At 59.5% G+C, this 23,345-nt stretch carries 18 protein-coding genes and 1 pseudogene; 6 read left to right on the forward strand and 13 right to left on the reverse strand.

Features of this window, described 5'->3' with window-relative positions; all coding sequences use genetic code 11:
- The first annotated feature begins 95 nt into the window (after nt 1-95).
- Nucleotides 96-1,244, forward strand: a complete 1,149-nt coding sequence (locus MMG91_RS00305; RefSeq protein ID WP_310658342.1) for a PatB family C-S lyase — start codon at nt 96-98, stop codon at nt 1,242-1,244.
- A gap of 244 nt (nt 1,245-1,488) precedes the next feature.
- A complete protein-coding gene (locus MMG91_RS00310) occupies nt 1,489-2,346 on the forward strand; it encodes an SDR family oxidoreductase (protein WP_310658343.1) in 858 nt (285 codons plus the stop codon).
- 48 nt (nt 2,347-2,394) lie between these two features.
- On the opposite strand, the gene MMG91_RS00315 is transcribed toward MMG91_RS00310, so the two are convergent.
- From MMG91_RS00315 to MMG91_RS00325, 3 genes are read right to left on the reverse strand one after another with little or no spacing between them, the layout of a single operon-like run.
- Nucleotides 2,395-2,841: a DUF421 domain-containing protein gene (locus MMG91_RS00315; RefSeq protein WP_305449702.1), complete on the reverse strand. Its 447-nt coding sequence runs from the start codon at nt 2,839-2,841 to the stop codon at nt 2,395-2,397.
- Between the two features lie 7 nt (nt 2,842-2,848).
- Nucleotides 2,849-3,367 carry a hypothetical protein gene (locus MMG91_RS00320; protein WP_305449701.1) on the reverse strand — a complete coding sequence of 173 codons (519 nt, stop codon included), beginning with the start codon at nt 3,365-3,367 and terminating at the stop codon, nt 2,849-2,851.
- Nucleotides 3,364-3,876: a CinA family protein gene (locus tag MMG91_RS00325; protein ID WP_310658344.1), complete on the reverse strand. Its 513-nt coding sequence runs from the start codon at nt 3,874-3,876 to the stop codon at nt 3,364-3,366. Before MMG91_RS00325 ends, MMG91_RS00320 begins: the two co-directional genes overlap by 4 nt.
- Nucleotides 3,877-4,047: 171 nt before the next feature.
- Between MMG91_RS00325 and MMG91_RS00330 the strand changes: the two genes are divergently transcribed.
- From MMG91_RS00330 to MMG91_RS00340, 3 genes are all read left to right on the forward strand, one after another.
- Complete coding sequence (locus MMG91_RS00330; RefSeq protein ID WP_310658345.1) at nt 4,048-4,659, forward strand: Yip1 family protein; 612 nt, start codon at nt 4,048-4,050, stop codon at nt 4,657-4,659.
- A gap of 55 nt (nt 4,660-4,714) precedes the next feature.
- The gene (locus MMG91_RS00335; protein WP_310658346.1) at nt 4,715-6,061 is read left to right on the forward strand and encodes a sodium:proton antiporter; all 1,347 of its coding nucleotides are present in this window, start codon (nt 4,715-4,717) and stop codon (nt 6,059-6,061) included.
- Between the two features lie 224 nt (nt 6,062-6,285).
- On the forward strand, nt 6,286-6,753 hold the full coding sequence (locus MMG91_RS00340) for a hemerythrin domain-containing protein (protein WP_305449697.1): 468 nt from the start codon (nt 6,286-6,288) through the stop codon (nt 6,751-6,753).
- Between the two features lie 135 nt (nt 6,754-6,888).
- Here MMG91_RS00340 and MMG91_RS00345 read toward each other — a convergent pair whose 3' ends face one another.
- The 5 genes and pseudogenes from MMG91_RS00345 to MMG91_RS00365 all read right to left on the reverse strand — a co-directional run bounded on the left by MMG91_RS00345 (nt 6,889) and on the right by MMG91_RS00365 (nt 14,079).
- Nucleotides 6,889-7,425, reverse strand: coding sequence for a hypothetical protein (locus tag MMG91_RS00345; RefSeq protein ID WP_305449696.1), 537 nt, complete (start codon nt 7,423-7,425; stop codon nt 6,889-6,891).
- Between the two features lie 87 nt (nt 7,426-7,512).
- The gene (locus tag MMG91_RS00350) at nt 7,513-9,435 is read right to left on the reverse strand and encodes a PAS domain S-box protein (RefSeq protein ID WP_310658347.1); all 1,923 of its coding nucleotides are present in this window, start codon (nt 9,433-9,435) and stop codon (nt 7,513-7,515) included.
- A gap of 101 nt (nt 9,436-9,536) precedes the next feature.
- Nucleotides 9,537-10,064: pseudogene (locus tag MMG91_RS00355) on the reverse strand (zeta toxin family protein); the annotation flags it as partial.
- 71 nt (nt 10,065-10,135) lie between these two features.
- Nucleotides 10,136-12,415, reverse strand: a complete 2,280-nt coding sequence (locus MMG91_RS00360; RefSeq protein WP_310658348.1) for an ATP-dependent DNA helicase — start codon at nt 12,413-12,415, stop codon at nt 10,136-10,138.
- Nucleotides 12,412-14,079 carry a VRR-NUC domain-containing protein gene (locus MMG91_RS00365; protein WP_310658349.1) on the reverse strand — a complete coding sequence of 556 codons (1,668 nt, stop codon included), beginning with the start codon at nt 14,077-14,079 and terminating at the stop codon, nt 12,412-12,414. Before MMG91_RS00365 ends, MMG91_RS00360 begins: the two co-directional genes overlap by 4 nt.
- Before the next feature lie 208 nt (nt 14,080-14,287).
- On the opposite strand from MMG91_RS00365, the gene MMG91_RS00370 reads away from it, so the two are divergent.
- Nucleotides 14,288-14,512 carry a YgdI/YgdR family lipoprotein gene (locus MMG91_RS00370; protein WP_008012287.1) on the forward strand — a complete coding sequence of 75 codons (225 nt, stop codon included), beginning with the start codon at nt 14,288-14,290 and terminating at the stop codon, nt 14,510-14,512.
- A 43-nt stretch (nt 14,513-14,555) separates the two neighbouring features.
- On the opposite strand, the gene MMG91_RS00375 is transcribed toward MMG91_RS00370, so the two are convergent.
- The 5 genes from MMG91_RS00375 to MMG91_RS00395 all read right to left on the reverse strand — a co-directional run bounded on the left by MMG91_RS00375 (nt 14,556) and on the right by MMG91_RS00395 (nt 23,146).
- Complete coding sequence (locus MMG91_RS00375; protein WP_310658350.1) at nt 14,556-15,761, reverse strand: heparan-alpha-glucosaminide N-acetyltransferase domain-containing protein; 1,206 nt, start codon at nt 15,759-15,761, stop codon at nt 14,556-14,558.
- 20 nt (nt 15,762-15,781) lie between these two features.
- Nucleotides 15,782-16,168 (reverse strand): hypothetical protein, encoded by a 387-nt coding sequence (locus tag MMG91_RS00380; RefSeq protein ID WP_310658351.1) that lies wholly within the window; start codon nt 16,166-16,168, stop codon nt 15,782-15,784.
- 255 nt (nt 16,169-16,423) lie between these two features.
- Nucleotides 16,424-18,277, reverse strand: coding sequence for a polyurethanase (locus MMG91_RS00385; RefSeq protein ID WP_310658352.1), 1,854 nt, complete (start codon nt 18,275-18,277; stop codon nt 16,424-16,426).
- A gap of 97 nt (nt 18,278-18,374) precedes the next feature.
- A complete protein-coding gene (locus MMG91_RS00390; protein ID WP_310658353.1) occupies nt 18,375-20,075 on the reverse strand; it encodes a polyurethanase in 1,701 nt (566 codons plus the stop codon).
- 23 nt (nt 20,076-20,098) lie between these two features.
- On the reverse strand, nt 20,099-23,146 hold the full coding sequence (locus MMG91_RS00395; protein ID WP_310658354.1) for an autotransporter domain-containing protein: 3,048 nt from the start codon (nt 23,144-23,146) through the stop codon (nt 20,099-20,101).
- Nucleotides 23,147-23,345 lie beyond the last annotated feature (199 nt).

The raw sequence follows: 23,345 nt of genomic DNA on the forward strand, positions 1-23,345 counted from the left end.
TGCCGGTCATGGTCTATCGAGCACCTCGCCAGCGGTGAAGGTTGGCGCTTATCATGAGCGCCGGATTAACCCCTCTGCTTTTTATGAGACTGAGCATGACTTTCGATTTTGATCAGGTGTTCGACCGCCATGGCACCGGCAGTACCAAATGGAGCCGCTACCCGGCCGACGTATTGCCGATGTGGGTCGCCGACATGGATTTCGCCGCGCCGCCAGCGATCATTCAGGCACTGCAAAAACGCCTGGAACATCCGATGCTCGGTTACAGCGTGGCTCAGGATGACTTGCGCGACGCCATCGTCGCCGACCTGTGGAGCAAGTACGCCTGGCGTGTTCAACCTCAGGAACTGGTATTCCTGCCGGGTATCGAGTCAGGTTTCAACATGGCCCTGCATGCGCTGGTTCAGCCGCAGCAGAACGTGGTCGTGCAGACGCCCAACTACCCGCCGCTGCGCCATGCACCGGGTCACTGGCAGTTGAACAAGGTCGAGCTGGATTTCGACGCGCTGGCCAATGGCACGTATGCCACGCCACTCGATGCCTTGCGCCAGGCGCTGCAAGGCGGTGGCGCGCTGTTGCTGAGCAATCCGCATAACCCGCTGGGCAAGGTCTTTCCCCGGGAAGAACTGCAAGCGGTCGCTGACATTTGCCTGGAGCAGGACGCCTGGATCATCTCGGACGAGATCCACTCCGAACTGTGCTTCGACGGGCGCGTGCACATTCCGACTGCCTCTCTCAGCCCGCAGATCGCCAAGCGCACCATCACCCTGATGTCGGCGAGCAAGGCCTACAACATCGCCGGCCTGAAGACGGCGTTCATGATCATTCAGGACGCTGCGCTACTCCATCGTGTCAACCACGCCCGCTGCGGCATGGTCGACAGCGTCAACCCGCTGGGCCTGGAAGCCACCCGCGTCGCCTACAGCGAAGGCGGCCCGTGGCTGAGCGAGCTCATGGCTTACCTGCAAAGCAATCGGGATTATCTGGTGGAGGCGGTTCGCACGCGGTTGCCGGGTGTGACCATGAACGTGCCCCAGGGCACTTACCTGGCGTGGCTCGATTGCACGGCGCTGGAACTGGACAACCCGCAGCAATTCTTCCTCGAACAGGCCAAGGTCGGGCTGAGCGCAGGGCTGGATTTTGGCGATAACGCCCGGCAGTTCGTGCGCCTGAACTTCGGCTGCCCGCGGGCGCTGCTGGAAGAAGGGATCGCGCGGATGGAGCGTAGTTTGCGTAACCGCTGACCCTTGCGGCACCACGGGTTAATTGATCGTTCCCACGCTCTGCGTGGGAATGCCTCACTGGACGCTCTGCGTCCGATCTTTTGGGACGCGGAGCGTCCTTGGCTGCGTTCCCACGCAGAGCGTGGGAACGATCACTGAGTAGCCAGCGGAAATCCAACCGAACTCAAGACAAAAGACCGGGGTCAACCCTCAACGAGCGCTTGTGGCGCTTGAGTCTTTTGCCTTGAGCCGAGGAGATTTCCCGATGACTGACTATCCAAAACCACCCTTCCCGAAACAAAGCCAGCCAGTCCCCGGGGTTCAAACGAAAATGGACCCTTACCCGGATTGTGGCGAGCAGAGCTACAAAGGTTCGGGGCGGCTGGAGGGCAAAATCGCCCTGATCACCGGTGGCGACAGCGGTATCGGCCGTGCGGTGGCGATTGCGTTCGCCCGGGAAGGCGCGGATGTGGTGGTTGCTTACCTGAATGAAACTGAAGATGCGCAGGAAACCGCACGTTGGGTCGAACAGGCCGGTCGTCAATGCCTGCTGCTGCCCGGCGATGTGGCGCAGAAAGCGCACTGCCAGGCGCTGGTGGACAAAACCATCGAGCGTTTTGGCCGGATCGACATTCTGGTCAACAACGCCGCGTTCCAGATGAGCCACGAAAACATCGAGGACATCCCCGACGAAGAATGGGTGATGACCTTCGATGTGAACATCACGGCCATGTTCAGGCTCTGTCAGGCCGCGCTGAAGCACATGCAGCCCGGCAGTTCGATCATCAACACCAGTTCGGTCAACTCCGACATGCCCAAGCCGACGTTGCTGGCCTACGCGACCACGAAAGGCGCGATTGCCAACTTTACCGCCGGCCTGGCGCAGATGCTCGGACCGAAAAACATCCGGGTCAACAGCGTGGCGCCAGGGCCGATCTGGACGCCATTGATCGTCTCGACCATGCCCGACGAAGACGTGCAAAACTTCGGCGCGCAAACCCCGCTCGGCCGTCCCGGTCAACCGGTGGAGGTCGCGCCGATCTATGTGCTGCTGGCCTCGGATGAAGCCAGCTACATCACCGGGCAACGGTATGGCGTCACGGGCGGCAAGCCGATGCTTTGACGCGGCTGACGTCCTGCTACAGGGGCCAAATGCAGGTTCGCGGGTGAGTCAGGGCTCTTGAGCAATCACCGATATCTTGCCATTGCGCTCGATGATGGCGAATTTGATCTGCTCAAGGGTTTCAATGCCCTGGCTCGACCGCGCAGCCTCCATGACATCCGCTTCCACCAGTCGCGCATGGCGCAGGCGTTCGTGCAGGATCTTGCCGTTTTCGACGATGATCGTCGGTCCTCCATCGATCAGCCGCGACACCCATTGCGAGCGCTGTTTGAGCAGTGAAAGCCCAACGTCGATAGCAATCAGCGTAACAATCACCAGCATCGAGTTGGTCAGGGAAAAATCATCGCCCAGCAATGCTTGTTGCGTGGCCTCGCCGATGATCATCAGCAGCAAAAAATCAAACGTCGTCAGTTCGGCCAAAGAGCGCCGGCCCGCGATCTTGAACAGCACCATCAACGCCAGGTACATCACGGCCGCGCGCAATACCGAATCCATAAGTCACCTAAGGAAAAATGAATTGATCCACCTTGACGGGGGCTGCACCGGGCGAGGCGATCTGGCTGCGAAACAGGCCCAGCCCATCCCCGCGCAACGTCAGGTAAAGGCTGGCCTGCCCTTGCGCGTCGGTTTGCACCCACAGTTTCATGCCCTGCTCGCCACTGAGTGCGCGCACAGGTTCCGGTTGCAGGGTTTCGATGTCGAAGCCCTCCAGCAGTTCTCCGGTCAGTTCCAGTTCAACCGTGGCATCCGGCCGGCCGATCACGCTGAGCTTCATCGGATTGGTCGAGCCATGACGGTGGAACATCTCGTATTCCACCCGCACCTTGCCATCGCTGCCGTGAACATCCCGGGAACTGAGCGGGCCACGTGAAAACAAGCCGAGCAAGGCCAGCACCACCAGCAGCACCAACACGTACCAGCCCCAGCGCTCGAATCGCCAGACCTTGACCTGATAGGCCATGTCTTCGCGCACCGGAAAATCGCGGCTGTGGTATTCGGTGCGGCGGGATTCGTCGTTCATTGATTTACCTGATCTTGTTCACCGGTCAGTGCACGTTGATAAAAAAACGAGATCTGCTTCAAGGCATGCTCTGCGGCCAATAACTGGACCTTGCTGCGGGAGCCGAAAAACCGATGCTGATGTGTGAACACATACTTCCCTCGCTCAGTCTGGTACGCCCAGGCGAAACAGATGGTGCCGGCCGGAATCCCGTCGACATCCTCCGGCCCCAAAATCCCGGTGGTGGCCACGGCGACGTTGGCGGTGCTGTCGAGCAAGGCGCCCAAGGCCATTTCGCGAGCGACTTCACAACTGGTCAGGTTGAAGGTTTTGATCGTATGGGGGCTGACGTTGAGCAACCGTTGCTTCGCTTCAGGGGAATAAACCACGTAGCCGCTCTCGATCAAGTCCCCGCTGCCCGGCACTTCGGCCAGCAAGGTCACGATCTTTCCGGCGGTACAGGACTCGGCGGTCGTCAGTCGCAATTCGTGTTGCCGCAAATATTCGACGACGGTTTGGCTGACGCTCATGACCAGGTATCCAGGCAAGAGGAACTGCTCGGTTGACCTTCGACGCCTGGAAACATTCCCTCGGGCAGACCGCCCATGACGCTCCTGATAAAAAATGAACCCCCGGCGATGGATGCACCTCAATACTTTTAGGGGCCGCTACGCCGGGCCGCTCGCTATCTGGAGGTCGTCATGTCCGCACCCCTCGTCAGGCTGTTCACTCAGCCCAATTTCGTCTGGACAGATATTCGTAAGGAAGAGGAAGCGAATCCGCGCCATTACCTCGCTCATTTGCTAGTGCTCGCCTTGATCCCCGCCGTCTGCCTGTTTATCGGTACCACCTATGTCGGCTGGAGCCTGGCCGAGAATGAAACGGTCAAACTCAGTGCCACCAGCGCCCTGCAACTCTGCGGGCTGCTGTACCTGAGCATCATTGTCGGCGTGGTGCTGATGGGGCTGTTCATCCGCTGGATGTCGCGCACCTTCGACTCCCGCCCCACCGTCAATCAGTGCATCGGTTTTGCCGCCTACACCGTCACCCCGTTCTTCCTTGCTGGTATCGCCGGGCTCTACCCGAGCCGCTGGCTGGCGATCACGGTGCTGGGGGCCGCCTCCCTCTATTCGACGTTTCTGCTGTTCGTCGGTTTGCCGATCTTCATGCACGAGCGCAAAGAAGAAGGCTTGCTGAATGCGGCGAGCGTATGGGGCGTCGGGCTATTGGTGCTGGTGACTATCCTGGTGGAGATGATTCTGCTCTGGTTCAATTATCTGGGACCTGAGTACGTGCGTGTGACCGGCGTGTGACGCTCCTGATTCCGCCATCCGCCGGCGGTCGGCGGCCTACCTCCGAGAACCGGGCATGAACTTCACTGTATGGGTGGCGGTGTTGGGTGCGGTGCTGTTGATTCTGGCACTGACCTCGTCCTATCTGCGCTGGATGCCGGTGACCACCTCGGCGGTGTGCCTGGCGCTGGGTGTGGCGATCGGTCCGACGGGCCTGGGGCTGCTGAAGCTGGACATCAAGGACACGGCGATCTGGATGGAGCACCTGACGGAAGTCGCGGTGATCTTTTCACTGTTTGTCTGCGGTCTCAAATTGCGCCTGCCGCTCAAGGATCTTCGATGGCGCGTGGCGTTCGGCCTGGCGGGACCGGTGATGATTTTGACCATCGTTGGCATCTGCCTGCTGCTGCATTACGGTTTTGCCGTGGCTTGGGGGCCGTCGCTGCTGATCGGGGCGATCCTGGCCCCCACCGATCCGGTACTGGCCTCGCTGGTGCAGGTCAACGACGCCAGGGATTACGATTCGGTGCGTTTCGGGCTCACGGGTGAGGCGGGGCTCAACGACGGTACCGCCTTCCCCTTCGTGATCCTCGGCTTGCTGTTCGTGCAGCAGGGCGGCGATAGCGACGCCTGGCTCAGTGAGTGGGCACTGAAAAGTGTGCTGTGGGCCGTGCCGGCCGGTTTTCTCATCGGTTACTGGATGGGGCACGGGATCGGTCGCTTGACCTTGTCGATGCGCATCCGCAATGCCGACAGCACCATTTCTCCCAACGATTACCTGACCCTGGCCCTGATCGCCCTCGCGTATGTCGCGGCCGAGGAGATACATGCCTATGGCTTTTTATCGGTATTCGCCGCAGGCCTCGGGTTGCGGCAGGCCGAAGTCAAATCCACCGGCGACGCGCGGATCCCCGCCGAGCATCTGGTGCAACCGGTAGTCGGCCACCAGAACGTCGAACCTGCGGCTGCCGTCCACGGCGACGTGACGAACTTGCCAGAAACCCAAGTCGCGGCGGGCATCATGATGGGCGACATGCTGGCCTTCGGTAGCCTGGTGGAACGCGCCATGGAAGTGTTTCTGGTCACCCTGCTGGGCGTGGTGCTGGTGGGCCATTGGGACTGGCGAGCGTTGGTGATTGCACTGGTGTTGTTCTGTGCCATTCGCCCCTTGTGTGTATGGCTCATGCCGTGGGGGCGCTTGCTGGACGGCCGCCAGCGGCTGTTGATTGGCTGGTTCGGGATTCGCGGCATCGGAAGCTTTTATTACCTGTTCTACGCCTTGAACCACGACCTCGGTCCGGCCGCGGCGACGCTGTGCACCGACCTGACGTTGTCGGTGGTGGCGCTCAGTATCCTGGTCCATGGCATCAGCACTCAACCGATCCTGGCCCGTTATGAGCGGCGTAATCAGCAACACGTCTGACGCCTTTCTCGGCGAAGCCATTCCTTCGGTCAACCTGCACTGAACAGCAATGGATATTCATGCAGGTTGCACGACAAACGTCGCTTCCAGCCGATCACAATCAACTGTTTTTACAGGTTTTTTTGTGAATTCTGAAACCGGCACGGGAAATGCTCCAACAGTATGAGCGACAACGGCAGGAAGACCGTTTGCGCCTGACCCGTGACTAAACAAGAGGTTTGACCATGAACGCCATTGACCTGTTGAAAGCCGACCATGAACGCGTAAAAGGCATCCTGGCACAGTTGAGCGAGTCCACCGAGCGTGGGGTTAAAAAGCGCACCGAGCTGCTGGCAAAATTGGAAATGGAAATATCGATCCACACCCGCCTGGAAGAGGAAGTCTTGTATCCGGCGTATAAAAAGGCCGGGGGCAAAGAGCAGGACGTGATGTATTACGAAGCCAAGGAAGAACATCGCACCGTCGATTCGCTGGTGCTTCCCGACCTGAAAACCACCGATCCCTCTACCGTTGAATTTGCCGGTCGAGTGAAAGTGGTCAAGGAGTTGTTGGAGCATCACATCGAAGAGGAGGAAAAGGAAATGTTTCCTCAGGCCAAAAAACTGCTGGGCAAAACGACGCTCGACGAATTGGGTGTAGAGATGGAAAGCCTGAAAGCCCGCTACAAAAAAGAGCTCGGGCTGGCGGCTTGATGCTGTTCACAGAGAAGCCTGTAGCGAGGGGGCTTGCTCCCGCCGGAACGCCGCCCGGACCAAGCTCGCTCGCCACAACTGATGGGGCCCCCAAGGGGATTGTGGCGTATGCCGGGCCTTTTTGATTTTACGGCGTCACGCGCCGGGATTGGTCAGTTGGATGTAAACAGCATAGGTGCCCAGCAACACCCAGAACGTGGCGAAGATCCACGGCGTGCGCACGGAGAACAGCAGCGACTTGCGATAACCCTTGTGGGTCGATTCCATTTTACTGAACAGCGGTGACTCGTCGTAGGCCAGCCCCATCAGTGGCTCGCTACGCAGCAATTCACTTTGCTTGAAGTGCCAGTGATCGATGATGTCGTAAGCGGCGCGAATACCCGGCCAGGCGTTGAGCGAACTGAGCAACCCCAACAGTGCCAGGAATGGCGGGACCACCAGCGTGAAGAGCTTTCCCCATTCGGGGTTGAGATTGGCCATACAAGAAGCGAAAGCGATCACCAGAAACGATTGCGCTGCCAGATAGGCGTCGGTGCGGTTGGCCAGAATGCTGGTCTCGTACTGGATTTCCCGGCGGTAGAAATCCAGACGTTCCTTGGGTGAACCGAACATCTTGGCGTTGTGTTCAGTCAGCGTTTCGGCTGCTGCGGGTTCGGTCAGTATTCTCGGCACGGTACTGTCAACCCGATTCAGGTAGCGGATGAAAAAACGTTTAGAAGAAGCACGAACCGACAAGTTCAGCCCGATTGCCTGTGTCATTCACTTCATCGCCAAGGCAATGACTTCCACCAGATTGAGTTGGGTAAAAGGCTTGGACAGGCGCGGAAGTCTGGACGCGAAGCCTTCCAGGCGCTCGGCGTAGCCGGTGGCGAGGATGATCGGCAGGTGCGGCCTCATTGCCCGAATAGCCTGCGCCAGCTGCGCACCACTCATCTTGGGCATGACCATGTCCGTAATGACCAGGTCAAAATCGTGTTCGCTGTCGAACAGCTCCAGTGCCTGTGCACCGGACGCTGCACTGATCACCCGATGGCCCAGGTCTTCAAGCAACAGGCTGGTACTGGTCAATACCAGGCTATCGTCGTCCACAACCAATACACACAAACATGGCACCTGCGACCCGGCTGTATCCTCGGTAACGGGATCGGTGGTCGAGCCGGCGATTGCGACGGGTAACCAGAGTTCGGCCGTAGTGCCGACGTCCTTCTGGCTTTTCAGAATGAAGCGCCCACCCAGTTGCTCTGTAAACCCATGAACCATCGACAACCCGAGGCCAGTGCCTTTGCCGACGCCTTTGGTGGTGAAGAAGGGGTCCATTGCCGAGGCCAGGGTAGCGTCATCCATGCCCTCCCCCGTATCCGTGACACTCAGGCAGACATAGCGGCCAAGCGAAAGGGACAATTTCGACTGATCGTGGATTTCTTCTGTTTGGGCACTGATGACAAGTTTCCCACCGTCGGGCATTGCATCGCGGGCGTTGGTCGCCAGGTTCAGTACCGCCAGTTCGAGCTGATTGACGTCGGCCATGACAGGTTCGAGTTCGGGCGAAAAGTGGGTTTCTATGCTCACCCCAGGCCCCAGAGAGCTACGCAATAGCCCGGTAATCCCCTGTATCAGCGCCGGTATCTCGACGGATTCGGTCTTGAGCTCCTGACGCCTGGCAAACGCCAGCATGCGCTGGGTGAGGGAAACCCCACGCATGGCGCCTTGAGTGGCGTTGTCGAGCAAACGGGTAATTCTCGGGTCGTCTGCCGCACGTTTACGAACGATTTCCAGATTGCCGAGAATAACGGTCAGCAGATTATTGAAGTCGTGGGCAATCCCCCCGCTGAGTTGACCGATAGCCTGCATCTTTTGCGCCTGAAATAACGCTTCGCGGGTTTTTTCAAGGGCTTGCTGGGCTTGGGTCACCTCGGTGATGTCCCGAGTGATCTTGGCAAATCCCAGCAACGTGCCGGTGTCGCCCCAAATCGGGTCGACCACGACATGTGCAAAAAACCGCGTGCCGTCCTTGCGCATGCGCCAAGCCTTATTTTCGAATCGCCCCTCGCGCGTAGCAATCTCCAGCGCCCGTTGCGGTTCACCGGCTTCACGGTCTTCAGGGGTGTAAAACATCGAGAAATGCTGGCCGATAACTTCTTCGGGCCGATATCCCTTGATTCGCTGAGCTCCCAGATTCCAGTTGGTCAGGCGTCCATCCGGGGCGAGCATGTAGATGGCGTAGTCGGTAACGCTTTGCACCAGCAGCCGGAACTGCTGCTCGCTTTGTTTGAGGGTTTCTTCGGCCATTTTACGGTCGGTCAAATCCCGGGTGATCTTGGCAAAACCCAGCAATTTGCCCGACGGATCGAGAATGGGATCGATGATGACGTGGGACCAGAAATGCGTGCCGTTCTTGCGAACCCGCCAGCCTTCGCCCTCGAACCGCCCTTCGCGAATGGCGGTATCGAGCGCGCGCTGGGGCAGACCGGCTTTGCGATCCTCCTCGGTATAGAAACGCGAAAAGTGCTGACCTAGAATCTCCGCCTCTTCATATCCCTTGAAGCGTTTGGCACCGGAATTCCAACTGTTGATAATGCCATCGGGGTCGATCATGTAGATCGCGTAGTCGACCACTGCATCGATCAGCAGACGAAAGCGCTTCTCCTCGATGGCATTGGTCTTGGTCCGGTCATCGCTCATGGATCCCTGTCCTTATTGTTGTTCTTCTGGAGTATGCGACAAACCGCTTGTCAGGAAATTCAAAAAACCTATACGTGGGTTTGTCGCATTGGCGCGACGGATTATCGGTACACGTACTTGACGATATAGGCGTACAGATCGTTGTACACAAAATCCGGCACCCGTTCAGCATGGGCTTGGGTTTTGAGCAGTGCCAGATGACATTCTTTTATCATTTCATCGCGCTCACTCATCGTGTAGATGTGATTGTCGATGACCCTCCCATAAGCGCTGTACGTATAAGGTGCCGGTGTTCCTGCGATGGTCAAGGTCCCGTCGGCGGCTTTGGTATAAGTACTTTGAGCGCGTAAGGTCCGTTCGTTCAATGCCCCCAACCCGCGCTCATACAAGGTGATTTGCGAACCGCTGATCGCTTTGGCTGCCGTCTCGAAGGCCAGAATGATCGCTTGCGCATTACTCATACTGGCATCCAGATCCGACACAGTGACGAACCTTTCCATTTCCTGCTTTTCCAGACTCCTGAGTGCTCTTTTGATGCTCGATGCATGAGCGAACTCTTGATTGCAGGCAACAATATGAGTCTCGAATTGGTAACCGGCTGCCGTTGCCATCGGTGGAAAAGCGGCGAAGCGCTGTTTCGCTGTTTGTTCAAATGAGCGTGTCTTTCAAGATATGTCGCTGTTTTATAAAGTAAATATTCCTACAGAACAGAAGGGAATTGCGTCAACTCAACTGACCACCAGCGCGGCAGCAATTGCTTGACCTTGCTCTCGCCAAACCGGTCATCGATCAGCATCACCACCCCTTGATCCTGCTGAGTGCGGATCACCCGCCCCGCGGCTTGCACAACTTTCTGAACGCCAGGAAACAGGTAGGTGTAGTCATACCCGGCACCGAAAATCGCCGCCATGCGCTGTTTCATCTGTTCGTTGACCGGATTCAGTTGCGCCAACCCCAGGGTGGCAATGAATGCACCAATCAACCGCGCGCCGGGTAAATCGATGCCTTCGCCGAATGCTCCTCCCAGCACCGCAAACCCCACGCCCTGACTATGAACAGTGAATTGATCGAGAAACGCCTGACGCGGCACTTCCCCCATTCCCCGGGACTGCGACCACAGCGTGATGTGCGGATGCCGTTCGGCCAGCAACTGGGCCACTTGCTGCAAATAATCGAAGCTGCTGAAAAACGCCAGATAGTTACCGGGGCGTTGCGTGAACTGTTTGGCAATCAGCTCGACGATGGGCTCGAGGGATGCCTGACGATGGACATAGCGGGTCGAAATCTGATTGACGATGTGTACTTGCAGCTGATCGGCATGAAATGGCGATTCCACATCGATCCATACCGTGTTCGCTGGTGTTCCCAGCAAATCGGCATAGTAATGCCGAGGGCTCAGGGTGGCGGAAAACAACACGGCGCTACGCGCAGCAGTCAGGCGCGGGCGAATGAAAGCGGCGGGCACAACATTGCGCAGGCACAGTTGCGACAGGTTGCGCTTGCGCTCGAGGTCGCGCTTGCTGATGTCGAACAGGAAATGTTCATCGAACAGTTCAGCCATGCGGCCGAATTGCAGCATGTCGAAATAAAAGTTCTGTAATCCGCTGTCCAGGCCCTGAGGATGATCGTTCAGGTAGTCGCCGATGCTCGCGCAGCACAAGGACAGCGCCTGAAGCAGTTTTTCCGGGGCTTTGTCGTAGGCCTGATAGGGGCTCAGTTGCTGATCATGCAGGGCATTCCATTCGCGATTGACCCGTTGCAAGGATCTCTTCAACGGCTCGGGCGCGGTTTTTCGCACGTTGTTCAACGTCGCCTGATCGAGGCTGGCGCTGTACATCTGCCGGCCGCGCTCTACCAGGTTGTGGGCTTCGTCCACCAGCACCGCGACTTTCCAGTTATTGGCCTGGGCCAGCCCGAACAGCAACGCACTGAAGTCGAAATAGTAGTTGTAGTCGGCGACCACCACGTCCGCCCAGCGAGCCATTTCCTGGCTCAGGTAGTAGGGGCAAACGTCGTGCTGCAGGGCAACCTCGCGCAAGGCACTCTGGTTCAGCAGGCTCAGTTGGCTGGCGGCCTGACGCGCGGCCGGCAGACGATCATAAAAACCTTGGGCCAACGGGCAAGACTCGCCATGGCAGGCTTTGTCCGGGTGCTCACAAGCCTTGTCCCGGGCGATCATCTCGAGGACTCGCAAAGGTGGCGCGTCGGCGCTGTCGAGGATGACCTGAGCGGCGTCCAGCGCCAATTTGCGCCCCGGGGTTTTCGCCGTGAGGAAAAACACCTTGTCCAGTTGTTGCGGCGCCAAGGCCTTGAGCATCGGGAACAGCGTGCCAACGGTCTTGCCGATACCGGTCGGCGCCTGGGCCATCAGGCAGCGACCGGTGCTGACAGCCTTGAACACTGACTCAGCCAGATGCCGTTGCCCGGGGCGAAAATCAGGATGAGGAAATGCCAACCGTTGTGCCGCCAGATTGCGCCCTTCGCGATGGGCCATTTCCTGTTCGGCCCAGTGCAGGAACAACCCGCAGTGGTGTTCGAAGAATAGCTGCAATTCGGCGGCGCTGAAGGTCTCGACCAGGCAGGTTTCCTTCTCGCTGACGATGTCGAAGTACACCAACGCCAGATTAATCTGCTCCAACTGCAGTTTCTGGCACATCAACCCGCCGTAGATCTTCGCCTGCGCCCAGTGCAACTGACGGTGGTTGGCCGGTTGTTTGCTCAGGTCGCCACGGTAGGTTTTAACTTCTTCAAGGCAGTTCTGCACCGGGTCGTAGCCATCCGCCCGGCCCTTCACGGTCAAGGTCCGATACTGGCCCTCAAGGGCGACCTCATTCTGGTAACCCTCGTTGCGCCGTGACGCCACGGTGCGATGCCCGACGATGCCTTCCAGCGCAGTCGGTGACGGGGTGAAGCGCAGGTCGAGGTCGCCGACCTTGGCGGTGAATTCACACAGCGCCCGCACCGCAATGCTGTAGCTCACGCGCCCTGCTCCGCCCATTGCACGTAGCACACGGCGATCGGCATCTGGTGCTCGTGACAGAATTCCAGCCAGCGCAATTGATTGTCTTGCAACCGATCGCCTGGGCCTTTGACTTCGATCATCCGGTAGGTTTTGTGTTGCGGCCAAAACTGGATCAAGTCCGGCATGCCGGCGCGGTTGGCCTTGATGTCGAGCAGCAGTCGATTGAACCAGTGCTTGAGGTGTTCCGCTGGCAGACAGTCGAGCGCCTGCTCCAGCAGTTCTTCGCTCAGCGCGCCCCAGAATACGAACGGTGACTGCACGCCCCATTTGGCGCCGTAACGCTCGCGAACCGTTTGCACATAACGCCCGTCATCGAGTTCGGCGAGGCAGGCCTGGAACAGGTCCGCGCGCCGCGCATGAAAGTCTTCGTTGAGCAGGTCCACCGGCCCGCGCTGGAACGGGTGAAAAAACGCCCCCGGCAACGGCGCGAAGATCGCCGGCCAGCACAGCAGCCCGAACAGTGAATTGATCAGACTGTTCTCGACGTAATGCACCGGCGCCGAATCGTCCGCCAGGTGCGCCTGAACGTAAGACTCCACCGACAACGCCGGATCGTGCCGGGGCAGTTGCAGGTCCAGACGCTGCATGGCCCGAGGGGCTGGCCGTTTGATCGGCGGCCCACCCAATTTGCGCCGCAGTCTGGGCAGCACACGCGATAAATGCTGATGCTCGGCGGCGCTTTCGGGGGCTTGCTCGGCGTGGGCGGCCAGGTCCATCGCCAGTTGATATTCAGCACAGCGCTCCAGCACGCGAATCAGCCGCAGACGCGCGCCGGGGTAAGCGCATTCGCGGTAGAGGCTCAGGGCGGTGGAAAAATCGGCAATGCGCTCGCAGTGTTGACCGATCTGGAACAGCAGTTTGCCGCGACGTCTTTGCAGCCAGGGATTGTCGAGCTGCAGCCCGTTGATCTGCTCGACAACGTCCGCCACGTCTTCACCAGCCTCAAAACGTTGCTGACAGCTGTGCAGAAACAGGCAGGCGTCGACGTCCTCGCGACTGCGCAAGCCACGGGACTCGGCGCAGAACTCGACTTTTTCATAGGTAAAGATGCCCAGGTCGGCCAGCACGAATTCCGACCAGTCCTGGTAAAGATTGCCAAAAAACATCAGCCGCAGCCGGTCGCACAGGCCCATGACGGTCAGGCTGAACAACCGGTCATTCAATGCCGGGCACCACAGGGCAAAACTTTGCGCCTCGGGAAATTGCTCGCTCAGGGCCGGCAGCCAATCGGTCTTTTTGCCTTTTGGCTGATCGATGACGCTGCCAAAACACTGGAGAATCTCGGCCTTGAGCAACACCTCGAACAAGTCTTCGATGTGCAACGGCGACTGCTCATCGACCCAGCCCGATGCCAGTAGCGGCGCCGCAGCGTTGTCGATGTCGCCGATCTCGACGTAACTCAGTTTACCCGCCCTGAAATGCACGCCCTTGCGCATCACCAGCCTGACCAGCAGCGCCTGGGATTCACGGGGCAGTCGATTGAAGTCGCGGATGAAATCCTGTTCCTCGACGCTCAATACATCGGCATAACGATGTTCAAGCCAATCAAGCACTTGCAGGAAGTTATTCAAGTAATAGAACGGGTCATCGAGAGGATTTACAATCACGGGCAAAAGGGCCATGGCAAACGAGTACTGGTTATGCGTACAGATACCAGCTATGCCCCACCCGGTGCAAACGGAAAAGGATCAGTGGCAACGCTATCCGGCAATTTTCGGGTGACCATCGAACTTTCTGCCATTCCATTGCACCAACCGCGTTAGAGGCACAGCGACGATTGACCTCAAGCGAGGCGTTCGCGCTGTTTTTATTCAGTGATAAGAGGTGTGTATGAATATCAAGACTCTGGGTTTGCCCCTGGCAGTAGCGGCCTTTCTGGCCTTGGCCGGTTGCTCGACGCCGACGGTCGTGACCCTGCAGAACGGTACCCAGTATTTGACCAAGGACATGCCGAACACCAAAACCAAGGATGGCTTCTTCGAGTTTGAAGATATTTCCGGGGCGAAGGTAAAAGTCCGGGCCGATGACGTGGCCACGGTTCGCAAGGAAGACTGATGCCCTGAACGGGTTGCCCGCGTTGTCATCGCGGGCAGCCAAATCAGAGATATTTGAGAATCGCGATATCGCGACGGCGCTGTTTGAGATTGGCGAACCAGCGCGTCGGGAAGAACAGCAACACCCCGAGGATCACGCTCCATAGCCAGACCAGGGGCAGGTTATCGAAGCCATAATAAGTGCCCTGATTGGTGCCCCAAATCGCCACGGCCACCAGGTACATCGCCTTGAGCACGTACAGGTGCAGCAAATAGAAAAACATCGGCGCACCGCCGTAAATCGCCAAGGTCGCGGTGGACCAGCGATCCTGGGCTTTCTCGAATAACGCCAGAAGAATCAACCCCAGACCCAGCGTCGGCATCAGGAACATCAGCGATGGCGGGTACTTCTTCGCGCTCATAAAGCTCATGAACGTGCGAAGTGAGTCCCCGGTCTGGACCCAAGGTTTCTCGCCGTAAACGTTCAGGTAGCGGATAAACACGAACGCCACCAGCAAGCCAACACCGACTTTCAGCAACCGCGAAGTCCGCTCCGCCGATGCCATGTCCTTGCCGAACCATGGCCCGATGGCCCAGCCCAGCAGAATCACCCCGATCCACGGCAACACTGGATACGTGGTGCGAGCCCGGGTGAACTCGGTGATATCGATGAACACCCGCTGATGCAGGATCGACCACGGCACGAAGAACGGCGACTCCGGCCCCACGGTCACGCCATCGAGCAGGTTGTGCCCGGCGACAATCGCCACCCCGAGCACGATCAACCAACCGCGTTTGAAGTGCAGCAACCCGGCGAGCACGATCATGCAGATGCCGATGCACCAGATCACTTGCAGCCACAACGTCTTGGGCGGGAACTCGGCGTTCCAGGCAAAGCACACGAACGTGAGTTCCAGAAACACCAGGAACAGCCCGCGTTTGAGCAGGAACACCGAGGTTTCATTGGCCGTGTGTTTCTGGCTGTAGAGCCAGGCCGACAAACCGGTGAGGAAGATGAACACCGGGGCGCAAAGGGTGCTCAGCAGTCGGGTGAAGAACAGGTCCGGGGTCACACTAAAGGCGTCGATCGGATCGGTCACCTGGCGGTGCAGCAGAAAGGTTTCCCGTACGTGGTCGATGAGCATCAACAGCATGACGAAGCCGCGCAGGGCATCGATCGCCAGCATCCGCGTATTGGTTTTTGCCGCGCTGGTAGCAAGCGCAGGGGAAACACGTCCCACCTGCCCTGCCACGCTGGTGGATAGGGTCATATCAGTCACTCATGTCGTGGTCAGTGGGCTATTGCTGGCGGCTCAGTGAATCCCGGAATGCTGTTGTCGCAGGAAATGTATTGTCCCCCGCGCCGGATTAGTTGTTCCTGCATCCGCTGGCAACGCTCCAGTTCCTGCTGCATCGAACGATCGATGCTGATATTGCCGGTCTTCTCCGGTTGTTTGCCATCGCCCAGGCGCACTGTCACCCAGGGCTGTTCTGGCTGGAGCTTGAAGCGGCTTTTTTCTTCGACAGGGTTGGCGGGTTCGGTCACTGCCGGTTTGGGCAATTGATCGGAGGTGACCCCATAACGGGTCAGAATCGAGCTCTGAGGCAGGTCTGCGGCGGCGGTGGCCGATAGAAAGGCCACCGCCAAACTGACGATGTACCTCTTGCTGTTACTCACGTTGCAAAATCTCCTGTACTCAATGGCGGCATGCAGCAATAGCGTTATAGTGTAACGCATAAAGAGGCTGATGCTTTAGTGCCAGTTCCTGTTGGTGCAGGTATTGGAGTCCGGGAGTGAACCGTGAGTCACCGATCTACCGCGTTGTCGTTCATCGCGGGCAAGCCCGCTCCCACATTGGATTTTCATTGTTCGCAAAATCCCTGTGGGAGCGGGCTTGCTCGCGAAGAGGCCCTTACCGGCGCCCCATCACCCTCAGGCGATCACAATCCCGCTACTGGACAAACTGTCCAGCCCCACACCCACCAGGGTCACCGAATCACTGCCGAATGTCAGCAGCGTGTCCTGCCCCACCGCCGTGGCATGGGCCCGATAATCATCGTTCGGCGCAACACCCTGAACCCCGAGGAACACCAGTTTGTCGTTGGTTTGATAACCCACCACCCGGTCCTGGCCAAACGCGCCGCTGAACAGGAACGTATCGACCCCGCCACCCGACTCCATCAGGTCATTCCCCGCCCCGCCGACAAACACGTCGTTACCAATGCTGCCAATCAAATGATCGTTACCATCAAGGCCAAACAACCAGTCGCCCGTTGCGTGCGCGTTGAGGGTGTCGGCCCCGGTCGTGCCCTTGATGCTTGAAGCGTACTGGGTCAGGTTGCTGCCGGTCGCAAGGCCATTGGTGGTGACGCTGTGGGTCACGTCATCCTTGAACACACCCCAGAGAAACCCCGGCTCCTTGGTCACGATGCTGCCGATGTCGCGAGTGATGCTGATGCCGCCATTGGCGTCGCGCACGTACAGGTTGCCGGCACCGTCATTGGCGAAGACAAAGTTCTTCACCGACTGCTGCAGGTCCAGCACGTTGCTGCCCTTGCCGCCCAACAGGATGTTGTAGCCACCGCCATCGCGGAAGGTGTCGTTGCCGTCGCGGCCTTCCAGGTAGTCGCTGCCCTTGCCGCCCTGGATCAGGTCATTGCCGTCGCTGCCGATGATAAAGGTGCTGCCTTTGTGGGTTTCGGCATTGCGGTTCAAGTCCTGAACCCAGGTGTTGCTGCGCGCCGGGTCCGAGAGGTTGGCGACGATGATGGTCGAATCTTTGCTGGTCAGGTCGTAGAACTGCGACTCCAGCACCCGGGTCATGCCGTCGCCGTAACCGGTGGGCAAGTGCGAGATCCAGGTGGGGATGTTGAGAATGGAATATGGCAGCACGTTCCACGCCGTCGACGCGTAATGGTCGTTGAAGCTGACGATATTATCGGTCGTCGAATCCTTGGCGGCATCGTGCACGCCTACCGAGGACAGGTTGAACGACGAGCCATCGAGGGCGCGGAATACCGGGTCGTTTTCATAACCGATGTTCAGCACTTTGTCGCTGCTGCTCTGGGTCGGCGAGGCGTAGGCGATGTAGTTCGAATCCTGGTAGAACCCGGACCATTTTTCGCTGCTCAAGTCCGCCAGGCTATTGACCGCCAGGCCACCGAGGCTGTGGCCGCTGACCAGCACGTCCTTGCCCGACAGCCCATTGGCCTGGGCAAATGCCGCAACGTCACCGAGCAAATTGCCGAAGGCTTCGCCCGCGTAGTTTTTCGCGTAATCCTTGGGACCCAACGCCGCCAGCAGATCGTTGATCACATCGCCGATGGAGTCGCCGATCTGGATTTCTCGCGGACCGCTGGTGCCACGAAACGCGATGCCGATTTCGGTGAGATGACCCTGGGCGTCGTACTTGCCGAGAATCTCGACTTGAGCGCTGGTGTAACCGGCCTTCTCGCCGAAGAAGGTTCCACGAGCGTCGGTCTTGCCGTCATAGCCCAATTGCGCGGCGGTGATCGGCGTCCAGCCGGCTTTTTGCACGGCGTCGAGCGCGGCCTTTTCCGAATCGGGGTTCCAGGGAATGCCGGGGATGACGCCCTGGGAATCGGTGCCGCCAATCAGTGCGGTAACCAGGGTTGCCGGCAAGCCCAGGCCGAAGCCGTTTTGCTGGTAACCGGTGGCGAAACCGTTGTCGAGGTTGTGATAGGAATACAGCGTGATCGCCATGGCGTCGCTGAACAACGCCTTGGAGTCTGCTGTGCCGAAGTTTTTGTAGTCATACACACCCATTGGTATTGCCTCTCTCTTTGTTGGAATTGTCAGAGATAGCTCACAGCCAGGACGCCTCGATCACGAAGCGCCCCGGAGCATTTAGTGCATGCAGCCTTTACGCAAACGTAATTCCCGAAGCCGAGAGATTATCCAGACCCACGCCCACCAGCGTTACGGCGTAATCGCCAATCTTGAGCACAGTGTCGTTGCCGGCCTGGGTCGCGTGCTGCGCGTAGTCATAACCCTGCCCCGCGCCCTGGACGCCCATGAACACCAGTTTGTCGCTGCCCTGGTAGCCATTGATCGCGTCGAAGCCGAAGGCGCCGCTGAACAGGAAGGTGTTGTTGCCGCCCCCCGAGGCATGCATCACGTCATCGCCCGCGCCACCGACGAAGGTCACGTGGCTTTTGTCGCTGCGCAGCAGATCGTCGCCGGCGTTGCCGAACAGCCAGTCACCGTCGACGCTGGCCACCAGCGTGTTGCCGTAGGCATCGCCATTGAGCGAGTGGTTGTAATGGGTCAGTTCGCTGCCATTGAGCAAGCCATTGGCGGTGACGTTGTAGGTAATGTCCTTGCTGCCCCACCACGAACCCGATTCCTTGCTCACCAGCGCGCCGATGTCGCGGGTCAGGCTGATGCCGCCGTAGGCATCGCGCACATACAGCGTGCCGTCGCCGTCATTGGCAAAGCTGAAGTTCTGCAACGGTTTCTGCAGCTCGAAAGTGTTGCTGCCCTTGCCGCCCAGCAGCAGGTTGTAGCCACCGTCATCGCGGAACCGGTCGTTACCGTCACGGCCTTCGATGAAGTCATTGCCCGCGCCGCCCTTGAGCCAGTCATTGCTGTCGGTGCCGATGATGAACGTGCTGCCGATATGCGGCTCGCCACTGCGGCCCAGGTCCTCGACCCAGGTGCTGCCGCGGGACGACTCCGACAGGTTGGACACGATCAGCGTCGAGTCCTTGTCGGTGAGGTCGTAGAAGCGCGAGTCGATCACCCGGTTCAAGCCGTCGGCATAGCCCAACGAACCGTGGGCCGACCAGTTCAGCGGGTTGAGGATGCTGAACGGCACCAGGTTCTGCGCGGTAGAGGCGTACTGGTCATTGAAGTTGACGATGTTGTTGGTCGCCGAATCCTGATGACCGTCGTGCTTGCCCAGCGAGCCACTGCTGAAGGTGGTGCCGTCGAGCACTCGAAACACCGGATCGTTCTCGTAACCGATGTTCAGCACGTTGTTGCCGGTGGCGCTTTGGGTCGGCGAGGCAAAGGCAATGTAGTTGGCGTCCTTGAAGAACCCGCCCCAGTTATTGCCGCTCAACTCCGCCAGGCTGTTGACCCCTAACCCGCCAAGGCTATGCCCGCTGACCAGCACCTCCTTGGCACTCAGGCCATGGGCGATGGCGAACGCGGCGACGCTTTTGAGCAAAGTGTCGAAGGCGTTCTTCGCGTAGTTCGTCGCGTAATCCACCGGGCCGATCGCGGCCAGCAGGTTGTTTTTCATGTCGCCGAAGGTGTCGCTGTAACCCAGGCCGCCGGTGCCACGGAAGGCGATACCGATGCCAATCAGCTTCCCTGCCCCGTCGTATTTACCGAGCACTTCGGCTTCGGCGCTGGTGAAGCCGTCCTTCTCGCCATAGAAGGTGCCTTGGGCCCCGACCTTGCCCTGGTAGCCCAACGCTGCCGCGCCAATCGGCGCCCAGGCAGTCGCCGGCAGTGGCTGGCCGGTCGGCGTGTACGCGTAGAGCGTCAGCGCGATCGCGTCGGAGTACAGCGCCTTGCCGGCCTCACTGCCGCCATTTTTGTAATCAAACAGTCCCATGATCTTGCTTCCTTAGCGTCAAATCAGAACTGCCAGTCCAGGGTCAGGCCCACACCGTGGTCTTTTTCCCGGGAGCCGAGCAGCCCGTTGTAATCCAGGTTCAAACGGGTATCGCGGCCCAGCGCCAATCCGGCACGGGCGCCGATCACTGCGGCATTGCGGTCCATGGACACGCTTTGCACGCTGAACGCGGTGTTGCCGTTGACGAAGGCCAAGTGGTCTTCGGAACGGGTGTTGCTCAGGTTGTGCTGCCAGCCGAGCGTGCCGGACAGTTCCAGCTGTTGCTGGTCAGACAACGCAATGGCTTTGCTCGCCCGCAGGCCAAGGGTCGAGAGCACCACGTCGCGGTTGTTTTCACCGCCCTTGAGCGCTGCGGCATCACCTTTTTCGCTGAAGCTTTCAGTGTTCAAGTGCACGTAAGCCAGATTGGCGAATGGCTCCAGAGCGATCGGTTGCAGGTCCAGGCGATACGCCGCTTCGGTGAACAGCTGCGCGGAGGTCGCATCGCGTTTGGATTTCTGCTTGCCGCTGACGCCGTTAAATTGCAGGTCACGTTTGACGTCGATGCGATGCCAGCTGTAGGCGCCGCCGACGCTCAGGCGCAGCGCATCGATTTCATGGCCCAGGTACGCACCCAAGTGGTAGCTGTCGACCGAGGCCGACGAATGCGTGCCATCGCCCATGCTCAACGAGCTGTCGCTATAACCGGTGACGAAACCCAGTCGGGTATCTTCAGTGATCAAGCCATCGACACCGGCCAGCAGCCCGCCGATGGAGCTGTTGGAACTGGCGTTGTCATGCCCGCCATCGCTCTTGCCCCAGGCGCCGAGCACTTTGAGCCAGGCGTTGCTGCGATCATCGGTGGGTGCCCCGGCGTCGAACAGATCGTGCTCACGCAGACGCTCGCCGACTGCATCGCGCAGGTAACGGCTGTCGTTGATCAGCAGCGTGCCGATTGCCGGATGTATCTCGCCGGAGAGTTGCTGGAACGCTTGTTGCGCGACAGCGGCGGTCGGCGACAACAGCAGGGTTTCGTAGAGCGGATTGCCGGCGCCCAGTTGCTCGGCGGCAGCGGCCACGGCGCGTTGGTTCGGGGTTTGGCCAACGCTGGTGAAGGACGTCGCGTTGCGCTCGACGGCGAGTTGAATGCCGTTAGCCGAATAGTCGAGGGTACCACCGAGGAACAGGTAGTCCGGCACCACCACACCGAAGCGCCCTTCGATTCCACCGGCCGCTTGCAGGATGTTGTACTGGTTGCCCAGCAGGGATTTCGCTTCGCTGGTGGTCAGCAATGTCGGGCTGTTTTCCAGGGACAGGCTGACGGTTGCGCCTTCGATAACCGCCTTGCCGCTGGCGATGATCTGGTCGCTGCTGGTGGGCGACAGCTCTACGGCGTAGGTCGAGCCAGGCTCGAAAGTCACGTCGCCCGCCACCTGCAAGGTGCCGATGGAGTTGCCGGGCGCCACGGTACCGCCGCTTTTCGCGGTCAGCGCCGCGATGCTGCCGTTACCGCCGAGGATCCCGCTGTTATTGACGGTGACGGCCGACAGCAGCGAGCCGTTGATCGCCAATCGGCCCTGATTGACCAGGGTCGGGCCGGCGTAGGTGTTGGCGCCGGTCAGCACCAGCGTGCCGATGCCCTGCTTGGTCAGGCCGCCATGGCCGGAAATGTCGTTGCGCCAGACATCGAGCCCGCAGTGCACGTCATTGCACACACGCTCGGTGGGTTTGCCAGCGTCGATGATCGCGCCGATACCCGGCAAGTCGGCGACAAACTGGCTGGAGCCGTAGGCACCTTCGATGCGGAACTCCTCGGGAATATCCTGCTCGGTCACGAACATGGCCGGCCCATCAATGCCTTTGCGCAGGTTGATCATGCCCCAGCCGTACAGCGAGTCGACGCCGGGTGCGCCAAGGTCAGTGGCTGTGGTGCGCAGTACACTGGCGACTTGCGCGCCGGTCATGTAAGGGAAGCGTTCCATCAACACCGCCATTGAGCCTGCAACGTGTGGCGCCGCCATGGAGGTGCCGTTGTAATTGGCGTAGCCGGTGGTCAGGTCATTGGCATTGGTGCCGCTGATGATCGAGCTGTAGATCCGGCTGCCCGGTGCCGACACGCAGAAGCTCGCGGTGTAACCGCAGCGCGACGAGAAGGTGCTGATGTTGTAAGGGTCGGGGCTGCTGGTGTCCGGATTCCTCTGCAACGCGGCGACAGTCATCCAGTTCGGCGCGATCTCCGGGACGAAGTAACCGAGGCCGGCGATGGCGTCCGGGTTGTTGAGGTTGTAGTCGTTGCCGGCGGCGAAGATCGTCACGATGCCACTGCGGGCCGCTGCGATGGCGCCGTCGTAGGCTCCGCCGGGTTTGGTCCCGAGCAAGGTCTGGATCTCGTTGAACTGCACCTGTGCGTCCTGCACGGTGAAGTGCGGGTACGCCGGGTCCCGGCCACCCAGGTCGAAGCGGTCGGTGATGCCGATGCCCCAGCTGTTGTTAATGATCCGCGCGCCGCTGGCGATCAGGGCATCCCAACCGGCCTTGTACACCGCGCCGTCGTTGCCGCGAATGATGCCGTCTTCCGGGCCCGGATCGCCGTTGTCGGCGCTGATGATCTGCGCGCCAAAGGCGACGCCATGCATCGGGCCGCCATCGCGACTGCCCGCGGCGATCCCGCCAACGTGGGTGCCGTGGGCACCGAGTTTGCCGTTGGAGCCCACCGAGGGCGAACCGTCATAGAGAAAGGCATCCCCCGCTTTGACCGGAATGTACGGGTCGGTGTATTCGCGGATGCCGCTGGTGACCAGCGTGATCACCTTGTTGGCCCCGGAAAACTCCGGGTGCAAGGCGTAGACCGGCTGGTCGAAGATCCCCAGTTTCACCCCTTTGCCGGTGTATCCGGCCGCGTAGGCTTCCTGAGCGTTGATCGCCCCCAGCCCCCAGTCGGCGTTGAACTCCGTGCTGCGCCAGCTATCGGGATCGCCTGTCCTGCCGTTTTCCACGTAGGGCACCGCGTGCGCGGTGCCCAGGGTGGCCAGTGCGCAGAGCAAGGCAAGTTTGTTGTACTTGTTCTTCATCGAGCTACCGTCCTTAGTTGTGTTGCAAAAATCCTTATGCCTTCCTGCCGATACATCACGCGATAACGCGATCTGTAGCAGCTGGCGAAGCCTGCGTTCGGCTGCGCAGCAGTCGTAAAATCAGGCGCCGCGATCCATCAGACACACTGTGCATTCAGGGTTTACGACTGCTTCGCAGCCGAACGCAGGCTTCGGCAGC

The sequence above is a fragment of the Pseudomonas sp. JL3 genome (assembly GCF_031570575.1).
GTDB classification, from domain to species: Bacteria; Pseudomonadota; Gammaproteobacteria; order Pseudomonadales; family Pseudomonadaceae; genus Aquipseudomonas; species Aquipseudomonas cucumis.